This is a genomic window from Mesorhizobium sp. WSM4308, from assembly GCF_002294905.1.
In the GTDB taxonomy this organism is placed as follows: domain Bacteria; phylum Pseudomonadota; class Alphaproteobacteria; order Rhizobiales; family Rhizobiaceae; genus Mesorhizobium.
Genome location: NZ_NSFW01000003.1, coordinates 446,489 through 463,016, shown reverse-complemented (window position 1 = coordinate 463,016; position 16,528 = coordinate 446,489). Strand labels below are relative to the sequence as shown.

Here is a 16,528-nt window from a genome sequence, read left to right as displayed (position 1 = left end):
CCGCCGCCGGCTACAACTTCTCCCTCCTGCTCAGGTGGCTGAAGGGGTTTTTGTCGCTCTTGATTGCCCTGCTTCAAATCCGGCCGAAGCCGGTCGCCGCTTAGGGCTCGGATTGTTCACGGTCGACGATTTGATGCGGTAGTCGCCTATGAGCGGTCAAAACGAACGCAGCTGGTTCGCCGATCGACCAAACGGCGAGCGCACTGTGCTTTGCTCAGACCGCCACCGAGTGCCTCGCCGTTCCCCCTTTGAAATATGTATCGAACTTGGCCGCGATGGTTCGAATGAAGGGGCGACTTTCAGTCCGTACGAGGAAACTGTCACCATCGAATTCAAGCGCTCGGGCAGGATCGTGGAGTGCGATGGACCTCGAGCGATGAAGGAGCTGCTCGCCGGCTTTGCCGAACCGCTCCACCAGGTCGACTGCCGAGAAGGCAAAATCACACATCAGCCGCTCGATGATCCAGCCACGGACGCGATCGTCGTCGGAAAGGGCAACGCCGCGGACGGCAGCCAACCCGCCATCCGCAACCATGCGCCCGTACCCGGCAGTCGAAGCCATGTTCTGCACGTAGCCTTGGCGAAAACGACCGATGGACGAAGGGCCAAGTCCGATCAGTGTCGGGCAGCGATCCTCAGTGTAGCCCTGAAAATTGCGATGCAAAACCCCTGCGCGGGCCGCTATGGCCAGCGCATCGTCGGGCTTCGCGAAATGATCGAGTCCTATTGCCTCATATCCCTTGGCGACAATTGCCCGCGCCGCGAGTTGAGATTGGGCGAAACGCTCAGTGGGACTCGGCAGCCATGCCTCGTCGATCATCGTCTGATGCTTCTTGAACCAGGGCACATGTGCGTAGCCGAACAGGGCCATCCGGTCTGGCTCCAAGGTCAGTGCCTGCGCCACCGTGGAACAGATCGTCTCGCGTGTCTGATTCGGGAGCCCGTAGAGCAGGTCCAGATTGACCGATTCGACGCCCCGCGAACGAACCCCGTCGACGACTGCCTTGGTCTGCAAAAAACTCTGCTCACGATTAATTGCTTTTTGCACTTGCGGATCGAAATCCTGCACGCCGAGGCTCGCCCGCGTTACGCCGATTTGAGCAAGTGCATCAAGGCGCGCCTTGTCCATGTCGTTGGTTTCGATTTCGATGCTGACCGTAGCATCCGGGAGAAGGTCGAAGCTGTCCCGCAAGGCCGCTCCAAGAGCAACCATATCATCGGGCCTCAGAATAGTTGGCGAACCGCCACCGAAGTGGATTGCACGGACATGTGCCTTGCCGCTCACCAGACCGGCAATCGTGACGATTTCGGCATTCAGCGAGCGCAGATAAGCGGCCACCGGCTCATATTGGTGCGTCTGCTTGGTGTGGCAGGCGCAGAACCAGCAGAGCTTGTCGCAGTAAGGAATGTGCAGGTACAGCGAGATTTCGTCGCCGCTTTCCAGCGTCTCCAACCAGCCACGGTAAATGGCAGCATCGATCCCCGAATGGAAATGCGGCGCCGTCGGATAGCTGGTGTAGCGTGGGACGTTCTCGCTGAGTTTGACAGCTATTTCCGATTGCATCTCGCGTTCACCGTGTTGCCCGCCGGAACACTGCACGCATCGCTGAAGCAGACCCTGATCTCGATCAGCCGCGCTCATGGACAAACCGCCGCAGGATTTCTCTACCCTGGATGGGTATCCTGCCGGCAGTTAGGATCGGGTAAGGCGAACGCATGACCTTTCGGCAAGACATTCATAGTTCCGGCATTCCTGTTCTTTGCTTCCCTTGCGAGGCACGGCGTCGCGGTGTCTGCGGTGCGCTCGATCCAGACAATTTGGTTGGGCTCGCCAAGACTTGCTCGCGTCGCCGGATCGAGTCAGGAATGGAGTTGACCGGCGAGGCACAGAACGTCGACAGCTACTCCAACGTGCTTTCAGGCGTGGTAAAGCTATCAAAGAGCCTGTCGGATGGGCGCCAGCAGATCGTCGGTCTCCAGTTTGCACCGGATTTTCTGGGACGTCCTTTCAAGGAGGAAAGCTCGATCAATGCGGAAGCGGCAACAGCAGTCACGCTGTGTTCGTTTCCGCGAGCGGCCGTCGAACGGATGATGAAGGCGTCACGGGAATTCGAGCATCGCCTGCTCAAACAGACGCTGAATGAACTCGATGAGGCGCGCGAGTGGATGGTGACGCTGGGGCGCAAGACAGCTCCGGAAAAGGTGGCGACTTTTCTCCTCATGATGGCCCGGAATATCGATTCCAGTCTCGATGCGGCTTCCGGGTCGGCCTCCTTCGATCTGCCGCTGACGCGTGCCGAAATGTCTGATTTCCTTGGAATCACCAGCGAGACCGTGAGCCGCCAACTGACGCGATTGCGGGCTGACGGGGTGATTCGGATTGAGAACGCACGCCATGTGACGGTGGACAGCATAAGCCGTCTGGAGAAGCGCTGTGGCGGCGGACGCGAGCGGCCCTAAGCGGCGAGGCCATGTCGCATGACTCCGGGGCGGGCCGTGTTTGCCTTTTAATGCGATGTCGCCGCGCCTTCGACGAAGCGGCGTCACGGTTGTCGAGACAAACAGCTTTCGGGCTTTGATAGGAACGTGACCAATCGCCAGGTGTGTTTCGGCACATACCGGCGAAGCATGGTCCTTAATCTGCCACGGCTCGGCGGAACGATCGCGTTCGTTTCCAATGGGATCCGAACAACGTTTGGCAGGGCATCGGCAATAGCATCCAACGCGCGCAGAGCCTCAGCTTTCGCCTCAGCGATCGCGTCTGCGCCCGCCCAACCCAGGGAACGCCTTCCATGAGGGAGTGAGCCCGCGCTGCGTTCCTCGTTCATTCGCCACCTGCTGATTGCGCCGCACAAAATCGTGCGGCCTGACATAGATCAGGGCGAGGGGGCGGCGGCTGCGCGATTAGTGCGCTGCGGATTTGGCATCCACCAGATTCGAGATCGGGATCTGCAATGAAATTCGGCACAGAGATCGTCCTTCTAAGCGTGTTCGCTTTTGCGGCCCTGGTGGCCGCCGGCTTCGGCGTGGATGAACCTTTCCGCCGACACATGTGGGTGTTGTTCTTCGCAGTGGCTGGTTTCACTGCGATCCTGTTGCGCAACACGGAGTTCAGGCCAGCAGCTCCGATTGACCCATCCGCTTACATGGATGGTCCGATCCGCTACGGCGCGATCGCCACCGTGTTCTGGGGTGTCGTCGGCATGCTGGTCGGCGTGGTGATCGCGCTGCAGCTCGCCTACCCCGATCTCAACATCCAGCCCTGGTTCAATTTCGGTCGTTTGCGGCCGTTGCACACATCCGGTGTCGTTTTCGCCTTCGGCGGCAACGCGCTGCTTTGCACGTCTCTGTATGTCGTGCAGCGCACCTGCCGCGCGCGCCTCTTCGGCCGTGATCTCGCCTGGTTCGTCTTCTGGGGCTACCAGCTGTTCATCGTCATGGCCGCGACCGGCTACCTGCTCGGCATCACCGAGGGCCGCGAGTACGCCGAACCCGAATGGTATGTGGATGTCTGGCTGACCATCGTCTGGGTCGCCTACCTCATTCTGTTCCTTGGCACGATCCTGAAGCGCAAGGAACCGCATATCTACGTGGCCAACTGGTTCTACCTGTCGTTCATCGTGACCATCGCGATGCTGCATGTGGTCAACAACCTGTCCATACCAGTCTCGTTCCCGGGCTCCAAGAGCTACTCCGCCTTTTCAGGGGTCCAGGACGCCTTGACGCAATGGTGGTACGGCCACAACGCGGTCGGCTTCTTTCTCACCGCCGGCTTCCTCGGCATGATGTATTATTTCGTGCCCAAGCAGGCGAACCGGCCAGTCTATTCGTACCGGCTGTCGATCGTCCATTTCTGGGCTATCATCTTTCTCTACATCTGGGCCGGGCCGCATCACCTGCACTACACCGCCTTGCCCGATTGGGCGCAGACGCTCGGCATGGTGTTCTCGATCATGCTGTGGATGCCGTCCTGGGGCGGCATGATCAACGGCCTGATGACGCTGTCCGGCGCCTGGGACAAGCTGCGCACCGATCCGATCATCCGCATGATGGTGATGGCCGTCGCCTTCTATGGCATGTCGACCTTCGAAGGCCCCATCATGGCGATCCGGGCGGTCAATTCGCTGTCGCATTATACCGACTGGACCATCGGGCACGTCCATTCGGGTGCGCTCGGCTGGGTCGGCATGATCTCGTTCGGCGCGATCTACTACATGGTCCCGAAGCTCTGGAACCGTCAACGGCTCTACTCGCTGAGGCTCGTCACCTGGCACTTCTGGCTGGCGACACTCGGGATCGTCGTCTACGCCGCGGTGATGTGGGTGTCCGGCATCATGCAGGGCCTGATGTGGCGCGAATATGGCGAGCAGGGCTTCCTGGTCTACTCCTTCGCCGAAACCGTCGCCGCCATGCACCCCTACTATGTCCTGCGCGCCATCGGCGGCGCCATGTACCTCTCCGGCGCCCTGATCATGGCCTGGAACATCACCAGGACCATCCTCGGCCACCAGCGCGAGGAGGAGCCGATGCCGAGCCCCGTCGCCATCCGACCTGCGCGATCAGGAGCCAGGTAATGGGCTTGATGGACAAACACGCAATCATCGAGAAGAACGCCACGCTTCTTCTCGTTGGCTCGCTGCTCGTGGTGACGGTCGGCGGCATCGTCGAGATCGCGCCTCTCTTCTATCTCGACAACACGATCGAGAAGGTGGAAGGCATGCGCCCCTATTCGCCGCTCGAACTTGTCGGGCGCAACATCTATATGCGCGAGGGCTGCTACCTCTGTCATAGCCAGATGATCAGGCCGTTCCGCGACGAAGTTGAGCGCTATGGCCACTACAGCCTGGCTGCCGAGTCCATGTACGATCACCCCTTCCAGTGGGGATCGAAGCGCACCGGGCCGGATCTCGCCAGAGTTGGCGACCGCTACTCGAATGCATGGCATGTCGCGCATCTTACCGACCCGCGCTCGGTGGTGCCGGAATCGATCATGCCGAGCTATGGGTTCCTGAAAGACACGCCGATCGACGTGAAGGATTTCTCGACGCATCTGGTCGCCAACAGGCTTGTAGCCGTCCCTTACACCGATGACATGATCGCCCACGCCAATGCGGATCTGGCGGCGCAGGCCGATCCCAATGCCGACACATCAGGCCTTGAGGCGCGTTACCCAAAAGCCAAGATCGGCGACTTCGACGGCAACCCGCAACAGGTCACCGAAATGGATGCCCTGCTCGCCTACCTGCAGATGCTTGGCACACTGGTCGACTTCAAAAATTACGACGAAGCCGCCGGCTACCGCTGAGGAGAACGCTGATGACCTACAATTTGATGCGGGCGTTTGCCGACAGCTGGGGCCTGGTTGCGATGGCGCTGTTCTTCGTGGGGTGCATCGCCTTTGCCCTACGCCCCGGCAGCCGAAGGCTGGCCGACGAAGCGGCCCGCATTCCGCTCGAGGACGAGTGATCATGAGCGACGAGCATATCGATGAAATCTCTGGCGTCTCGACCACCGGCCACGAATGGGATGGTATCCGGGAGCTGAACAACCCGCTTCCCAGATGGTGGGTTATCACTTTTTACGTCACCATTGTCTGGGCGATAGGCTACACCATTGCCTATCCAGCATGGCCTCTGTTGCACTCGGCGACAACGGGTGTGCTCGGCTATTCCAGCCGCAACGAGGTCAGGAACGAGCTGACCGCGGCTGAGGCCGCCAAGGGCAAATATATCTCGGCGGTGGAGTCCAAGAGCGTCTCGGAAATCGCCGCGGACGACGGCCTGCGCGAATTCGCAATCGCCGCCGGTGGCGCCGCTTTCAAGGTCAATTGCGTACAATGTCATGGCTCCGGCGCCCAGGGTTCCAAGGGCTTTCCCAATCTCAACGACGACGACTGGCTGTGGGGCGGCAAGGCCGAGCAGATCCAGCAGACGATTACGCACGGCATCCGCTTCGCATCCGATCCGGACACGCGCCTGTCGGAAATGCCGGCCTTCGGCGACATCATTACCGCCGACCAGATCGCACAAGTCAGCGCCTACGTGGCCAGCCTTTCCGGCAAGGTCCGCGATGCAAGTCTGATCCAACCCGGCGCCAAGGTCTTTGCCGAGAATTGCGTGGCCTGTCACGGCGACAATGCAAAAGGCAACAGGGAATTCGGCGCCCCCGACCTGACCGATGCGATCTGGCTCTATGGATCCGGTGAGACAGCCATCGCCGCACAGGTCCGTGCGCCAAAACAGGGCGTCATGCCGGCCTGGGTTGGCCGTCTCGGCGAGATCAAGGTCAAGGAACTTGCAGTTTATGTCCATTCGCTTGGCGGCGGAGAATAGGAATGGAAGGTCCTATTCTTCGGTCCCCCCTGCCAAGCGGACGAGGCCCGGCGTGAGCCGGGCCTCGACACCATCCCTAATGCGATCTGCACAACCCGGCAAGGCTATCCTACGGCGAGGCTTTACGACAGGTGCCCCTGACATTGGCTGGGAAAGTGGAGTTGCACATGCGTGACAAGACGCAGTTGACAGGGCTCGAAACAGAAACTGTCAATTCCGCCAAAACCCGCAAGCCGCTTTATGCCGCGCGTCAAAAGATCTTTCCGAAGCGCGCCTCGGGCAACTTTCGTCGCTTCAAATGGCTGGTGATGACGATCACACTTGGCATCTATTACCTGGCTGCGTGGCTGCCTTGGGCTCGCGGTCCATTTGCCCCGGACCAGGCAGTCCTGCTCGATCTCGCGAACCGGCGCTTCTACTTCTTCTTCATCGAGATATGGCCCCAGGAATTCTTCTATGTGGCCGGCCTCCTGGTCATGGCGGGCGTCGGTCTTTTCCTGATCACCTCGACTGTCGGCCGTGCCTGGTGCGGCTATGCATGCCCTCAGACGGTGTGGGTCGATCTGTTCCTCGTCGTCGAACGTGCGATAGAGGGCGACCGTAACGCTCGCATGAAACTCGATGCAGGCCCCTGGACCGCCCGCAAGCTGATGCTGCGCTTATCGAAGCACGCCGTCTGGCTGGTCATCGGTGCGGCGACCGGCGGCGCCTGGATTTTCTATTTTGCCGATGCGCCGACGCTGGTTGGCGAACTCTTCACCGGCACCGCGCCACCCGTCGCCTACATCACTGTCGCCGTGCTGACGGCTACCACCTACACGTTCGGCGGTCTGATGCGCGAGCAGGTCTGCACCTACATGTGCCCATGGCCGCGCATCCAGGCAGCGATGCTCGACGAAAGTTCTCTCACCGTCACCTACAATGACTGGCGCGGCGAACCGCGTTCTCGCCACGCCAAGAAGGTCCTTGCCGCAGGGCTGCCGGTCGGTGACTGCGTCGACTGCAATGCCTGCGTCGCGGTCTGCCCGATGGGGATCGACATCCGCGATGGCCAGCAGATGGAATGCATCACCTGCGCGCTGTGCATAGACGCCTGCGACGGGGTCATGGACAAGCTCGGCAAGGAGCGCGGGCTGATCTCCTATGCGACACTGTCCGACTACAACGCCAACATGATGCTGGCGACCGCGGGCGGCTCCAGTTCAGTCAACCCGTCGCAGGTCAGGACCGCTGATGGCCTGTTCTCCGACAAGGTGGCGCATTTCCATATCCGCAAGATCTTTCGGCCACGCACCTACGTCTACATGGGTATCTGGTCGCTGATCGGCCTGGGTCTGCTCTATTCGCTGCTGACGCGCGATCGGCTCGAAGTCAACGTGCTGCATGATCGCAATCCGCAATTTGTCACGCTGTCCGACGGCTCGATCCGCAACGGCTACACCGTCAAGCTGCTCAACATGATCCCCGAGCCAAGGACGATCGTTGTCGCGATTCAAGGCTTGCAGGGCGCCGAGATGAGCGTGGTCGGCGACGACATCCCGGAAGGCCGTTCTTTTGCCATTCCGGTCGAACCCGACCGCCTGAAAATGCTGAAGGTCTTCGTGCGCCAGCCGGCGGATCAAATCCAGGGCACAGCGCAGACCTTCAAGTTCCGTGTCGAGGACAAGGCGAGCTTCGAGGCGGACGAATACACCGCCACCTTCAACGCGCCGGAGACTGCCAGATGACCGCTAACGCTGAAAAACCCCGCGTATTCACCGGCAGGCACATGCTGGCCATCATCCTAGCCTTTTTCGGGGTGGTCATCGCGGTCAATCTGACGATGGCAACGCTCGCCAACACGAGCTGGACCGGCCTTGTCGTCGAAAACACCTATGTGGCGAGCCAGCAGTTCAACAAGAAGGCCGAGGAGGGGCGGGCGCAGGCAGCGCTCGGCTGGACCGGCAAGCTGACCATCGCATGGGGCGAGGTCCGCTATAGCCTTACCGACGCCGTCGGCAAGCCGATTGCCTTGCATGGCGTCAAGGTGCTGTTTCGCCATCCCGCCTACGAGAAAGAGGACAAGGCGGTCAACCTCGCCCTCGCCTCCGGCCAGGAATTCGCAGCCCAGCACATGCCGAAGGATGGCGTCTGGATCGTCGAAGTCGACGCTGACGCCGGTCTGGCCGAGCCCTACCGCGAAGTCCGCAGGATCATGATTTCCCATGGAGCGCTGAAATGAGTTGTTGTGCACCGGGCGCCGAAATGGCGCTTGATCTGGGCAGCACCACGTCGGTCCTGCCGTCTAGTCAAGAGATCAGGCTGGCGAGCCGATCGCTTGGAGATGATCTCCGCCAAACCGATCTTTCGGTGCCGAGCGTTCATTGCGCAGCTTGTATCCAGACGATCGAGACGGCGTTGGGAACGCTCGATCGCGTCGAGAGCGCCCGCGTCAACCTGTCGACGAAACGGGTCTCGGTCCGCTGGCGTGGCGACGAGGTTCCACCGTTCGTCGCCGCGCTTGGACGGCTCGGCTACCAGGCGCATCTCTTCGCCCCCGAGATTGATGAAAAGGACAGGACGCTTTCGGAGTTGATCCGCGCCGTCGCGGTTGCCGGGTTCGCGGCGGGCAATATCATGCTGCTTTCGGTCTCTGTCTGGTCCGGGGCCGAAGGGGCTACCCGCGACCTGTTTCACTGGGTCTCCGCATTGATCGCCATCCCAGCGCTCGCCTTCGCCGGCGGCATCTTCTTCCGCTCGGCCTGGAATGCACTGCGCCACGGCCGCATGAACATGGACGTGCCGATCGCGGTCGGAGTGTCGCTCGCTTACGCCATGAGCCTCTATGAGACGATCAACCATGGCGACCACGCCTATTTCGACGCGTCGGTTTCGCTGCTTTTTTTCCTTTTGATCGGCAGGACGCTGGATCACGTGATGCGCGAACGTGCCCGCACCGCGGTGAAAGGCCTGTCGCAGCTGGCCGCACGCGGCGCCATGGTGCTGCGCGGCGATGGCGCGCGCGACTATCTGCCGGTTGGCGAGATCGAACCGGGGATGCAGCTGCTGATCGCGGCCGGTGAAAGGATCCCCGTCGACGGCAAGATCATCCACGGAGCGTCTGATCTCGACTGCTCGCTGGCCTCAGGCGAAAGCGCGCCGAAAAACGTGGCGCCGGGCGAAGCCGTGCAGGCCGGCGTGCTCAATCTTACCGGCCCGCTGACGATCGAGGCGACCGCCGCCGCGAAGGATTCGTTCCTCGCCGAAATGGTTCGGCTGATGGAAGCCGCAGAGGGCGGTCGCGCGCACTATCGCCGCATCGCTGATCGCGTGTCGGCACTCTACGCGCCCGTGGTTCATCTCACCGCCTTCGTGACATTCCTGGGTTGGATGGCGGCGACGGGCGACTGGCACCGGGCGATGACGATCGCCATTGCCGTTCTGATCATCACCTGCCCGTGCGCGCTCGGCCTCGCCGTACCGATCGTTCAGGTGGTCGCCGCGCGGCGTCTGTTCGAGAACGGCATCATGGTCAAGGACGGTTCGGCCATGGAGCGCCTGGCGACGATTGATAACGCAGTGTTCGACAAGACCGGAACGCTCACGCTCGGACAACCCCGGCTCCTCAATGCATCGTCGATCGATCCGGCCATGCTGGCAATCGCGGCAGACATGGCCGCGCACTCGCGTCACCCGTTTTCAAAGGCCATAACCGGCTTTGCCGCTCCTGGCGGGCAACACAAATTCGATGCCGTCACAGAGCATCCGGGGTTCGGGATCGAAGCCACTGTCGCCGGAAGCATCTGGCGGCTGGGTCGACGCGGATGGGCTGGATGGAAGGCCCGGACCGGTGGTGAAGGCAACCATGGCTATGGCGGAACGGTGCTGACAAAAGACGGGTTCATTGTCGCGACCTTCGATTTCGAGGATGCGCTGCGCGCCGACGCGGCGGCGGCGATCAAGCGATTGAACGATACTGGGGTGTCGATGCAAATGCTGTCGGGCGATACCGCAGGTGCCTGCGGTGAAGTTGCAAGAATGCTGGGTGTCGAGGACTTCGTTCCGTGCCTGCTGCCGTCGGGCAAGGTCGAGCGCATCGAGACCCTGGCGAAAGACGGACACAAGGTTCTGATGGTTGGCGACGGCCTCAACGACACGCCGGCGCTGAGCGCGGCGCATGTCTCGATCGCTCCGGCCACCGCCGCCGACATTGGCCGCAATGCCGCCGACTTCGTATTCCTGCGCGAAAGCCTTCTGGCAGTGCCTCTCGCGCTGGACGTCTCGCGCAAGGCGGGACACCTGATCCGCCAGAACATCGCGATTGCGATCGTCTACAATGCCGTCGCCGTGCCGATCGCCATCCTGGGCCACGCCACGCCTTTGTTAGCGGCGATTGCCATGTCTGCCTCATCGGTGCTTGTTATTGGAAACGCATTGCGCTTGCACGGCTTCGGGGCGAATGCGACGCTGCAAGTTATTCAAAAAGTCGGACGCTCCGCAGTCAGCTATTCGGCATAATCCTCGTGACGACGTTGCTCTATCTCATACCAGTGGCCCTTTTTCTGGGTGCACTGGGTGTGTCCGGCTTCGTCTGGGCATTGCGAAGCGGTCAATACGAAGATCTCGACGGAGCCGCCGAGCGGATACTAATTGATCGGGACGACAAACCGGAACGCTGATTTCAATCCGCTGTGCATAAGATGCGCGGATCGCGCTCGTCAGTCGAGCCGGCTCGGTCGGGAACAAGCTGTCCATGCTCCATGCTCCATGCTCCATGCTCCATGCTCCATGACCATCTTGACCTAAGCTGCACACTACATTTGTGAAAAGCCTCTGTCGTGCGAAGGACTGCCTCCCATTGCACCCAGTATGAGGCGTGTGATGCCACGAGAGTACCTCGCGTGGCCGGACGAGAGCTTGGCAATGTGCGCACGGGTTCCAAAGTGGAACGTCACGGTCGATCACCTGACCGTGAACCGCCAGTGCCGATTGGTCATGTCTGGCTGATCCAGATCAGGGTCATACTCATCGGCGTGGTCTATTGACCAGTCTTCGACGGAGAAATGCATGACTTACGGAAAGATTGGTCGTCATTATCAGCACCTTCACGGTTCTGGGTTTTCTGTCGTGTGGTCGGCCATGCCTTGTGCTTACGGCGCAGCCATTAGCTGACCGGCGTCGTGTGTATCTCGCTTGCTGGCTGACCATCCGCGTGGCTTGCGCGGACAGGGGGCCGATCAACAGCTTTCGCCTTTGATGGGTTGTGTGCGTCGTTGCCGATCCATCCCGATTCCCGGCCCGCGCCTTGAGGCTATGCGACGGTACCGGAACCCAGCGCACGTCACGCGGTTCCGCGCGCGTGGTGTCCGCTCGTCACGACGATGAACGAACAAGCGGCTGGAGTACCATGAACACCGTACACATCATCGACTGCCACAATGCAAATGACTACTTCGCCGACAGGCAAGAGGGACCGATCGTGCAGCACTTGTTAAAGGCTGTCAACATCCGCGCGGAGCTCCAAATGGCGTTGAACCGAACGAAATTTGGTGAGGCTGTAGTACGAGCGATGGAGGCGGAGTGCGACGTGCTTCACATCGCCGGGCACGGCAATGGTGACGGGATCGCTTCGTCCAGTGGGCGAAGTGGCCTTCTTTGGGCTGACTTCGTAAAAATGTTCCAGGGCTCGCATCCAGCGCCGAAGATCCTCGTGATGTCAACGTGCTGCGGAGCATCATCGGGGTTGGGACGTGCGTTTTCGAAATCGATCAACCGTCCGAAGTTGATCATTGGTTCGAGTGACGCGCGCTATTTCGACGACTATGTCGCCGCGTGGGCTTTGCTCTATCGGCGACTGAATTGCAAGGACATCGACATCGAAGCCATGCAGCAGGTTCTTGATGAGATATGCGCGGTCGTGGATAAAAGTTTCCGCTACCTTGGCTGGGATGACGAGAGAGAGCGCTACGTTCGATACCCTCACCCTCGCAAGAGAGCCCGCTTCGACGTCGTGGAGCGTGAGTAGTATGCGCAAGGGTTCCAGGTGGAATGTGGCGATCGATGCGGCGCGGCCGTCGCTGACCAGCGTCGCGAGTGTCTCGCTTGCTGGCGGCGATCTGCGCGGCTGCGCGGCGAAAGGGCGGGATCGGTTAGCCGCATCCACCTCTGAGCGCTTTGAGTGCTTCGTTGCCGATCGATGCGAATCTCCCGGCCCAGCGCCTTTAGGCAATGCGGCGGGCACGGAGCTCATGTCACTCGGCTCAGTTCCACCGTTACACGAGGATAGGCGACCGGATGGCGGCACGCTGATGGGCTCTGACGATAATTTTGACATCGTTGTCGTTGGAGCCGGCCCGGTCGGCCTTTCGTTCGCTGCGTCGCTTGCCCAAAGCGAACTCAAGGTGGCAGTTGTTGAACAGAACACATTCGATAGTCTGGCGAATCCGGCTTTCGATGGTCGCGAAATCGCGCTGACCAACGCTTCGATCAGAACCCTTCGCGAGCTCGGCGCCTGGGATGTCATCCCGGCTTCGGACAAATCAGCACTTCAAGGCGCGCGCGTGCTCAACGGCTCGAGCGCATTCGCTCTTCGTTTCGATCCTCCCAGCAACTCTGGAGAACCGCTGGGGGTTTTGGTTCCAAATTGCCGGATCCGCGAGGCGCTGTTCAAAATCGTCCGCTTGCAGGATCGCGCCCGGCTGTTGTGCGGCCACTCGGTCGTCGATGCAACAAACAGCCAAGAAGGAGCAGTCGTAACGCTCTCTAATGGCGCGCGTTTAACTGCTCGGCTGGTTGTTGCCGCGGATTCGCGTTTGTCCGCCACGCGTGATCTGCTAGGCATCGGCGCCGATATCAACCGGCTTGGCCACTCGATGCTGATTTGCCGAGTGAGGCACGAGCGCGCCCACCACCAGATCGCCATCGAATGGTTCGATCACCATCAGACGATAGCGATATTGCCCCTCGCGGAGGGCATGTCGTCGCTGCTGCTCACATTGCGCTCAAACGAGGCCTATAGACTGCTTGCCTTCGATGATGATTTGTTCCTGTCGGAGTTGACGAAACGGTGTCGAGGGCGCCTTGGAAAAATGACCTTGGCAAGCAAGCGCCACACCTATCCGCTGGTCACGACCTGGGCGCACAAATTCCGGGCGCCGAGCGCCGCACTCATCGGCGACGCTGCCATCGGCATGCACCCGGTGACCGCTCACGGATTCAACATCGGTCTCAGCAGCCAGAAGCAACTCGCCCGTGGAATCATGACTGCGTGCCGCGACGGCCGCAATGTTGGCGACCCCGACATGCTGCATATATACGAAAGGCGGCTGCGCCTGTCGGCGGCGCCGCTCTACCATGCAACGAACATATTGGTTGGACTCTACTCCAGAGACCACCTGGCGGCACGGCTTGCAAGGCATCTGGGGCTTCGCTTTGCCCAACATGTTCCCCTTGTCCGGCATGGGATTTCGGCGGAGCTCCAGCGGTGATACTGCACCAGCAGTCGCATTTTTGCGCGTGCTGGGCGAGCGATGAGAGAGTGCATGATGCACCGGAGTAATCCTGCTCCCCGACGCTGATCTCCGATTGAAGAATTAACCCGTCCTTCAGGGGGGCTGCATAGGCTGCGGACAAGCAGGAGTAAGCAAGCTGACCCGTCCAGCCTTGGAAAAAGAAGATCCGCTGGAGGCGAGAATCCTTCAGGACCAGCTCGCTGATCTGAGGGCAGGCCTTTTCGTCTCAATGCCGATAAGCATTGTGCTGTCCGGGCTGATTTTGACCGTGCAGGCCCTTTCCGGGAACGGTCTTGCTGGCGCGGCCTGGTTTTCGGTCGTTAATGCGATAAATGCCGCCCGCCTTGCACTCGCCCGTCATCAGCTGAAGGAACCCGGAGTCCAGGATGATCTGACACGGGTTTGGCTGCGGCTTCGCTGGTTTGGCAGGCTTGCTCTTCTGGCGGGATTCACCTGGTCATTCCTTGCCGTCCTAACGGCTGGATACACGACGTCTCAAGCATCGCTGCATCTAATAATTCTGGCGGGCATTTCAGCTGGCGCGGTCACGTACGGCAGCTCATATGCTGCGGCAGCGATATGCTTCATCACACCGCCACTCCTCATTGCCGCCGCATGTTTGCTGACGAAGGGAGCCCCGGAAAACTACATTCTGGCTTTTGCCGTCCTGCTTTTCGAGGGCGGCCTGGTTCGATCCTCGTTCGTTGGACAAGCGCGCTTCCGTGACGCGAGCCGCCTGAGACATCAAGCCGAGCGGCTTGCCGCGGAAATGGAGCGCAATTCCAGGGAGGACCATCTTACCGCGCTCCTCAACAGGCGGGGCCTCGAACATGCAATCGATCAGTTTGAGAACACCGATGGACCCTTTGTGGCCATGCTGATTGATCTGGACGGGTTCAAATCTGTCAACGATACCTACGGTCACAGAACGGGTGACGAGCTGCTTGCCAGGATCGCCCGCCGAATAGAGGAAGAAGCACCGGAGGGCTCAACGCTCGCCCGCATCGGTGGGGATGAATTCGTGCTGGTTTTTTCTTCGCGAAAGAATTCTCCTTCTCCCACCAATCTCGCGTCCAATCTCATAGCCAAGCTTGCTCGCCCCTATCCTGGGATCGCATCAGTCCGCATTGGAGCGTCTATAGGAATCTACTTGGCTGAAAACCCCGGACTAACGGAAATGTTGTTGCGGGCCGACATCGCCCTTTACACAGCTAAGCGCCGCGGCAGGAATGAATTTTGTCTGTTCGATGCCGAGCTAGCCCGGGAGTTGCAACGCCGCCAGTCAATCGAACGCGATCTTCATTCGGCGATAACGATGAGAAGCTTGGTCGCTTGGTTTCAGCCAATCGTAAGACTCGAAACTGAAGCCGTCGTCAGTTTTGAAGCCTTGCTAAGATGGTCTCACCCGCTTCACGGTCCCATTTCTCCGCCCGAGATCATGACAGCGGCACGCGAAACTGGAATGCTTCAGCTGCTAACTCAAACGGTATTCGCCGACTGTTGCGCTCTTATCGAGGGCTTGGTCAAAGCTGACCGTCGTGATGTTCGTGTGGCGATGAATGTTTCACCGTGCGAGTTGGAAGCTGGCGATATTGACGAGATGATTCTTAATGGTCTGGCGGCAAAAGACCTCCCTGCAACGATGTTCGACATCGAGATTACCGAAGAAGCCCCAGTGGATCCGGACAGAGTGGATGAAAAGCTCGCCCGGCTTTCACATGCTGGCATTTCTATCGCGCTCGATGACTTCGGCACCGGTTTTTCGACGTTGGCATCGCTCAAGGACAGTCGGATCAGGAAGGTGAAAATAGATCAGGGCTTCGTTCGCGGCTTAGCCAAGTCCCGGGAGAATCGGCTGCTTGTCAAAGCGGTGATTGATCTTGGTAGGACGCTCGGGATCGAGGTCATGGCCGAGGGCGTTGAAACAGAGGCAGATCGGCAAACTCTGTACAAGCTTGGCTGCAGAACCGCGCAGGGCTTCCTGTTCTCTAAGGCAGTGCCTCTCCATTTGGCACTTGATTCGGTAGTAAAAGAGCACGCGAAGGAGTTGTGACCGGCCTCTCCGTCCGTGCTGCTCGCGGAACTTTCATGTGGGGTGGACCTGACGCGCGAAAGCCGTTTCGGACGGTAGAGTTATTACGGGGGCGAAACTGAGCACGTGGTTTGGATAGCAGCAATCCGGTCCACCGGCGCACATGCAGCGGCTTCATACAAGCGTTCAAGTTGCGAGATGAGCTTGAGTGAACGACGTCGGAGAATTGCGTCCTTTGGACGCTGGTTTCGCGGTTCCCGTAGGATTCGATTACGGGAAGCGTTCTTGGCTGCTTCTCGGCTCAGCGCTCATCGGGATGAACAACGTACCCGCGGTCAAGGTCTTCGCGACCTCAACCCAGTCACCATCCCGCAACAGCAGCGGTCGGGTCCTGATCAAGCGCTCAGCCTCAGCACAGGTGCTGGAGCAACGGTAGAGCGCGGAAAACGTGTATCGGAATGCGCTGGCTCACCATAGGAAGCTGCCACGGCATGTCGAATGTCCCCAGGGGGCGGACCGTTCCCTTGCATTTGTCTCGATGACGGGCTCTCAAAGCTAAAGCCAAGAGAGCTTTATAAAAATCGCACCCGATCGGCTGCGCAACGACGACCAGCTGAGGCCCGATCGGGTGCTAAGGTCGTGCCAAAAAAGGCGCGTCACTGTCGCATTTCTAG

Annotated in this window: 13 protein-coding genes; 12 read left to right on the top strand and 1 reads right to left on the bottom strand. The window is 60.0% G+C overall.

Going from position 1 to position 16,528, the window contains the following annotated elements; genetic code table 11:
- Positions 1–214 precede the first annotated feature (214 nt).
- The gene (gene hemN / locus CK227_RS08105; protein ID WP_063169226.1) at positions 215–1,564 is read right to left on the bottom strand and encodes an oxygen-independent coproporphyrinogen III oxidase; all 1,350 of its coding nucleotides are present in this window, start codon (positions 1,562–1,564) and stop codon (positions 215–217) included.
- Between the two features lie 152 nt (positions 1,565–1,716).
- Between hemN and CK227_RS08100 the strand changes: the two genes are divergently transcribed.
- The 12 genes from CK227_RS08100 to CK227_RS08045 all read left to right on the top strand — a co-directional run bounded on the left by CK227_RS08100 (position 1,717) and on the right by CK227_RS08045 (position 15,875).
- The gene (locus CK227_RS08100; RefSeq protein WP_024502861.1) at positions 1,717–2,460 is read left to right on the top strand and encodes a Crp/Fnr family transcriptional regulator; all 744 of its coding nucleotides are present in this window, start codon (positions 1,717–1,719) and stop codon (positions 2,458–2,460) included.
- Positions 2,461–2,954: 494 nt separating this feature from the next.
- On the top strand, positions 2,955–4,574 hold the full coding sequence (gene ccoN / locus CK227_RS08095; protein ID WP_063169225.1) for a cytochrome-c oxidase, cbb3-type subunit I: 1,620 nt from the start codon (positions 2,955–2,957) through the stop codon (positions 4,572–4,574).
- Positions 4,574–5,305, top strand: a complete 732-nt coding sequence (gene ccoO / locus CK227_RS08090) for a cytochrome-c oxidase, cbb3-type subunit II (protein ID WP_063169224.1) — start codon at positions 4,574–4,576, stop codon at positions 5,303–5,305. Before ccoN ends, ccoO begins: the two co-directional genes overlap by 1 nt.
- Positions 5,306–5,316: 11 nt before the next feature.
- On the top strand, positions 5,317–5,466 hold the full coding sequence (locus CK227_RS08085; protein ID WP_024502864.1) for a cbb3-type cytochrome c oxidase subunit 3: 150 nt from the start codon (positions 5,317–5,319) through the stop codon (positions 5,464–5,466).
- Positions 5,467–5,468: 2 nt separating this feature from the next.
- Positions 5,469–6,332, top strand: coding sequence for a cytochrome-c oxidase, cbb3-type subunit III (ccoP, locus tag CK227_RS08080; RefSeq protein WP_063169223.1), 864 nt, complete (start codon positions 5,469–5,471; stop codon positions 6,330–6,332).
- A 167-nt stretch (positions 6,333–6,499) separates the two neighbouring features.
- Complete coding sequence (gene ccoG, locus CK227_RS08075; RefSeq protein WP_063169222.1) at positions 6,500–8,059, top strand: cytochrome c oxidase accessory protein CcoG; 1,560 nt, start codon at positions 6,500–6,502, stop codon at positions 8,057–8,059.
- The gene (locus CK227_RS08070) at positions 8,056–8,553 is read left to right on the top strand and encodes a FixH family protein (protein WP_063169221.1); all 498 of its coding nucleotides are present in this window, start codon (positions 8,056–8,058) and stop codon (positions 8,551–8,553) included. The genes ccoG and CK227_RS08070 overlap by 4 nt, the downstream gene beginning before the upstream one ends.
- Complete coding sequence (locus tag CK227_RS08065) at positions 8,550–10,829, top strand: cation-translocating P-type ATPase (RefSeq protein WP_063169220.1); 2,280 nt, start codon at positions 8,550–8,552, stop codon at positions 10,827–10,829. The genes CK227_RS08070 and CK227_RS08065 overlap by 4 nt, the downstream gene beginning before the upstream one ends.
- Positions 10,830–10,834: 5 nt before the next feature.
- On the top strand, positions 10,835–10,990 hold the full coding sequence (gene ccoS, locus CK227_RS08060; protein WP_081714250.1) for a cbb3-type cytochrome oxidase assembly protein CcoS: 156 nt from the start codon (positions 10,835–10,837) through the stop codon (positions 10,988–10,990).
- 728 nt (positions 10,991–11,718) lie between these two features.
- Positions 11,719–12,336, top strand: a complete 618-nt coding sequence (locus CK227_RS08055) for a hypothetical protein (RefSeq protein WP_063169219.1) — start codon at positions 11,719–11,721, stop codon at positions 12,334–12,336.
- 280 nt (positions 12,337–12,616) lie between these two features.
- On the top strand, positions 12,617–13,798 hold the full coding sequence (gene ubiM, locus CK227_RS08050; RefSeq protein ID WP_024502870.1) for a 5-demethoxyubiquinol-8 5-hydroxylase UbiM: 1,182 nt from the start codon (positions 12,617–12,619) through the stop codon (positions 13,796–13,798).
- Between the two features lie 175 nt (positions 13,799–13,973).
- The gene (locus tag CK227_RS08045; protein ID WP_082826564.1) at positions 13,974–15,875 is read left to right on the top strand and encodes an EAL domain-containing protein; all 1,902 of its coding nucleotides are present in this window, start codon (positions 13,974–13,976) and stop codon (positions 15,873–15,875) included.
- Positions 15,876–16,528 lie beyond the last annotated feature (653 nt).

Excerpts from the sequence above, each read along its gene's own strand:
- hemN (WP_063169226.1), bottom strand. The coding sequence starts at position 1,564 with ATGCAATCGGAAATAGCTGTCAAACTCAGCGAGAACGTCCCACGCTAC.
- CK227_RS08100 (WP_024502861.1), top strand. The coding sequence starts at position 1,717 with ATGACCTTTCGGCAAGACATTCATAGTTCCGGCATTCCTGTTCTTTGC.
- ccoN (WP_063169225.1), top strand. The coding sequence starts at position 2,955 with ATGAAATTCGGCACAGAGATCGTCCTTCTAAGCGTGTTCGCTTTTGCG.
- ccoO (WP_063169224.1), top strand. The coding sequence starts at position 4,574 with ATGGGCTTGATGGACAAACACGCAATCATCGAGAAGAACGCCACGCTT.
- CK227_RS08085 (WP_024502864.1), top strand. The coding sequence starts at position 5,317 with ATGACCTACAATTTGATGCGGGCGTTTGCCGACAGCTGGGGCCTGGTT.
- ccoP (WP_063169223.1), top strand. The coding sequence starts at position 5,469 with ATGAGCGACGAGCATATCGATGAAATCTCTGGCGTCTCGACCACCGGC.
- ccoG (WP_063169222.1), top strand. The coding sequence starts at position 6,500 with ATGCGTGACAAGACGCAGTTGACAGGGCTCGAAACAGAAACTGTCAAT.
- CK227_RS08070 (WP_063169221.1), top strand. The coding sequence starts at position 8,056 with ATGACCGCTAACGCTGAAAAACCCCGCGTATTCACCGGCAGGCACATG.
- CK227_RS08065 (WP_063169220.1), top strand. The coding sequence starts at position 8,550 with ATGAGTTGTTGTGCACCGGGCGCCGAAATGGCGCTTGATCTGGGCAGC.
- CK227_RS08055 (WP_063169219.1), top strand. The coding sequence starts at position 11,719 with ATGAACACCGTACACATCATCGACTGCCACAATGCAAATGACTACTTC.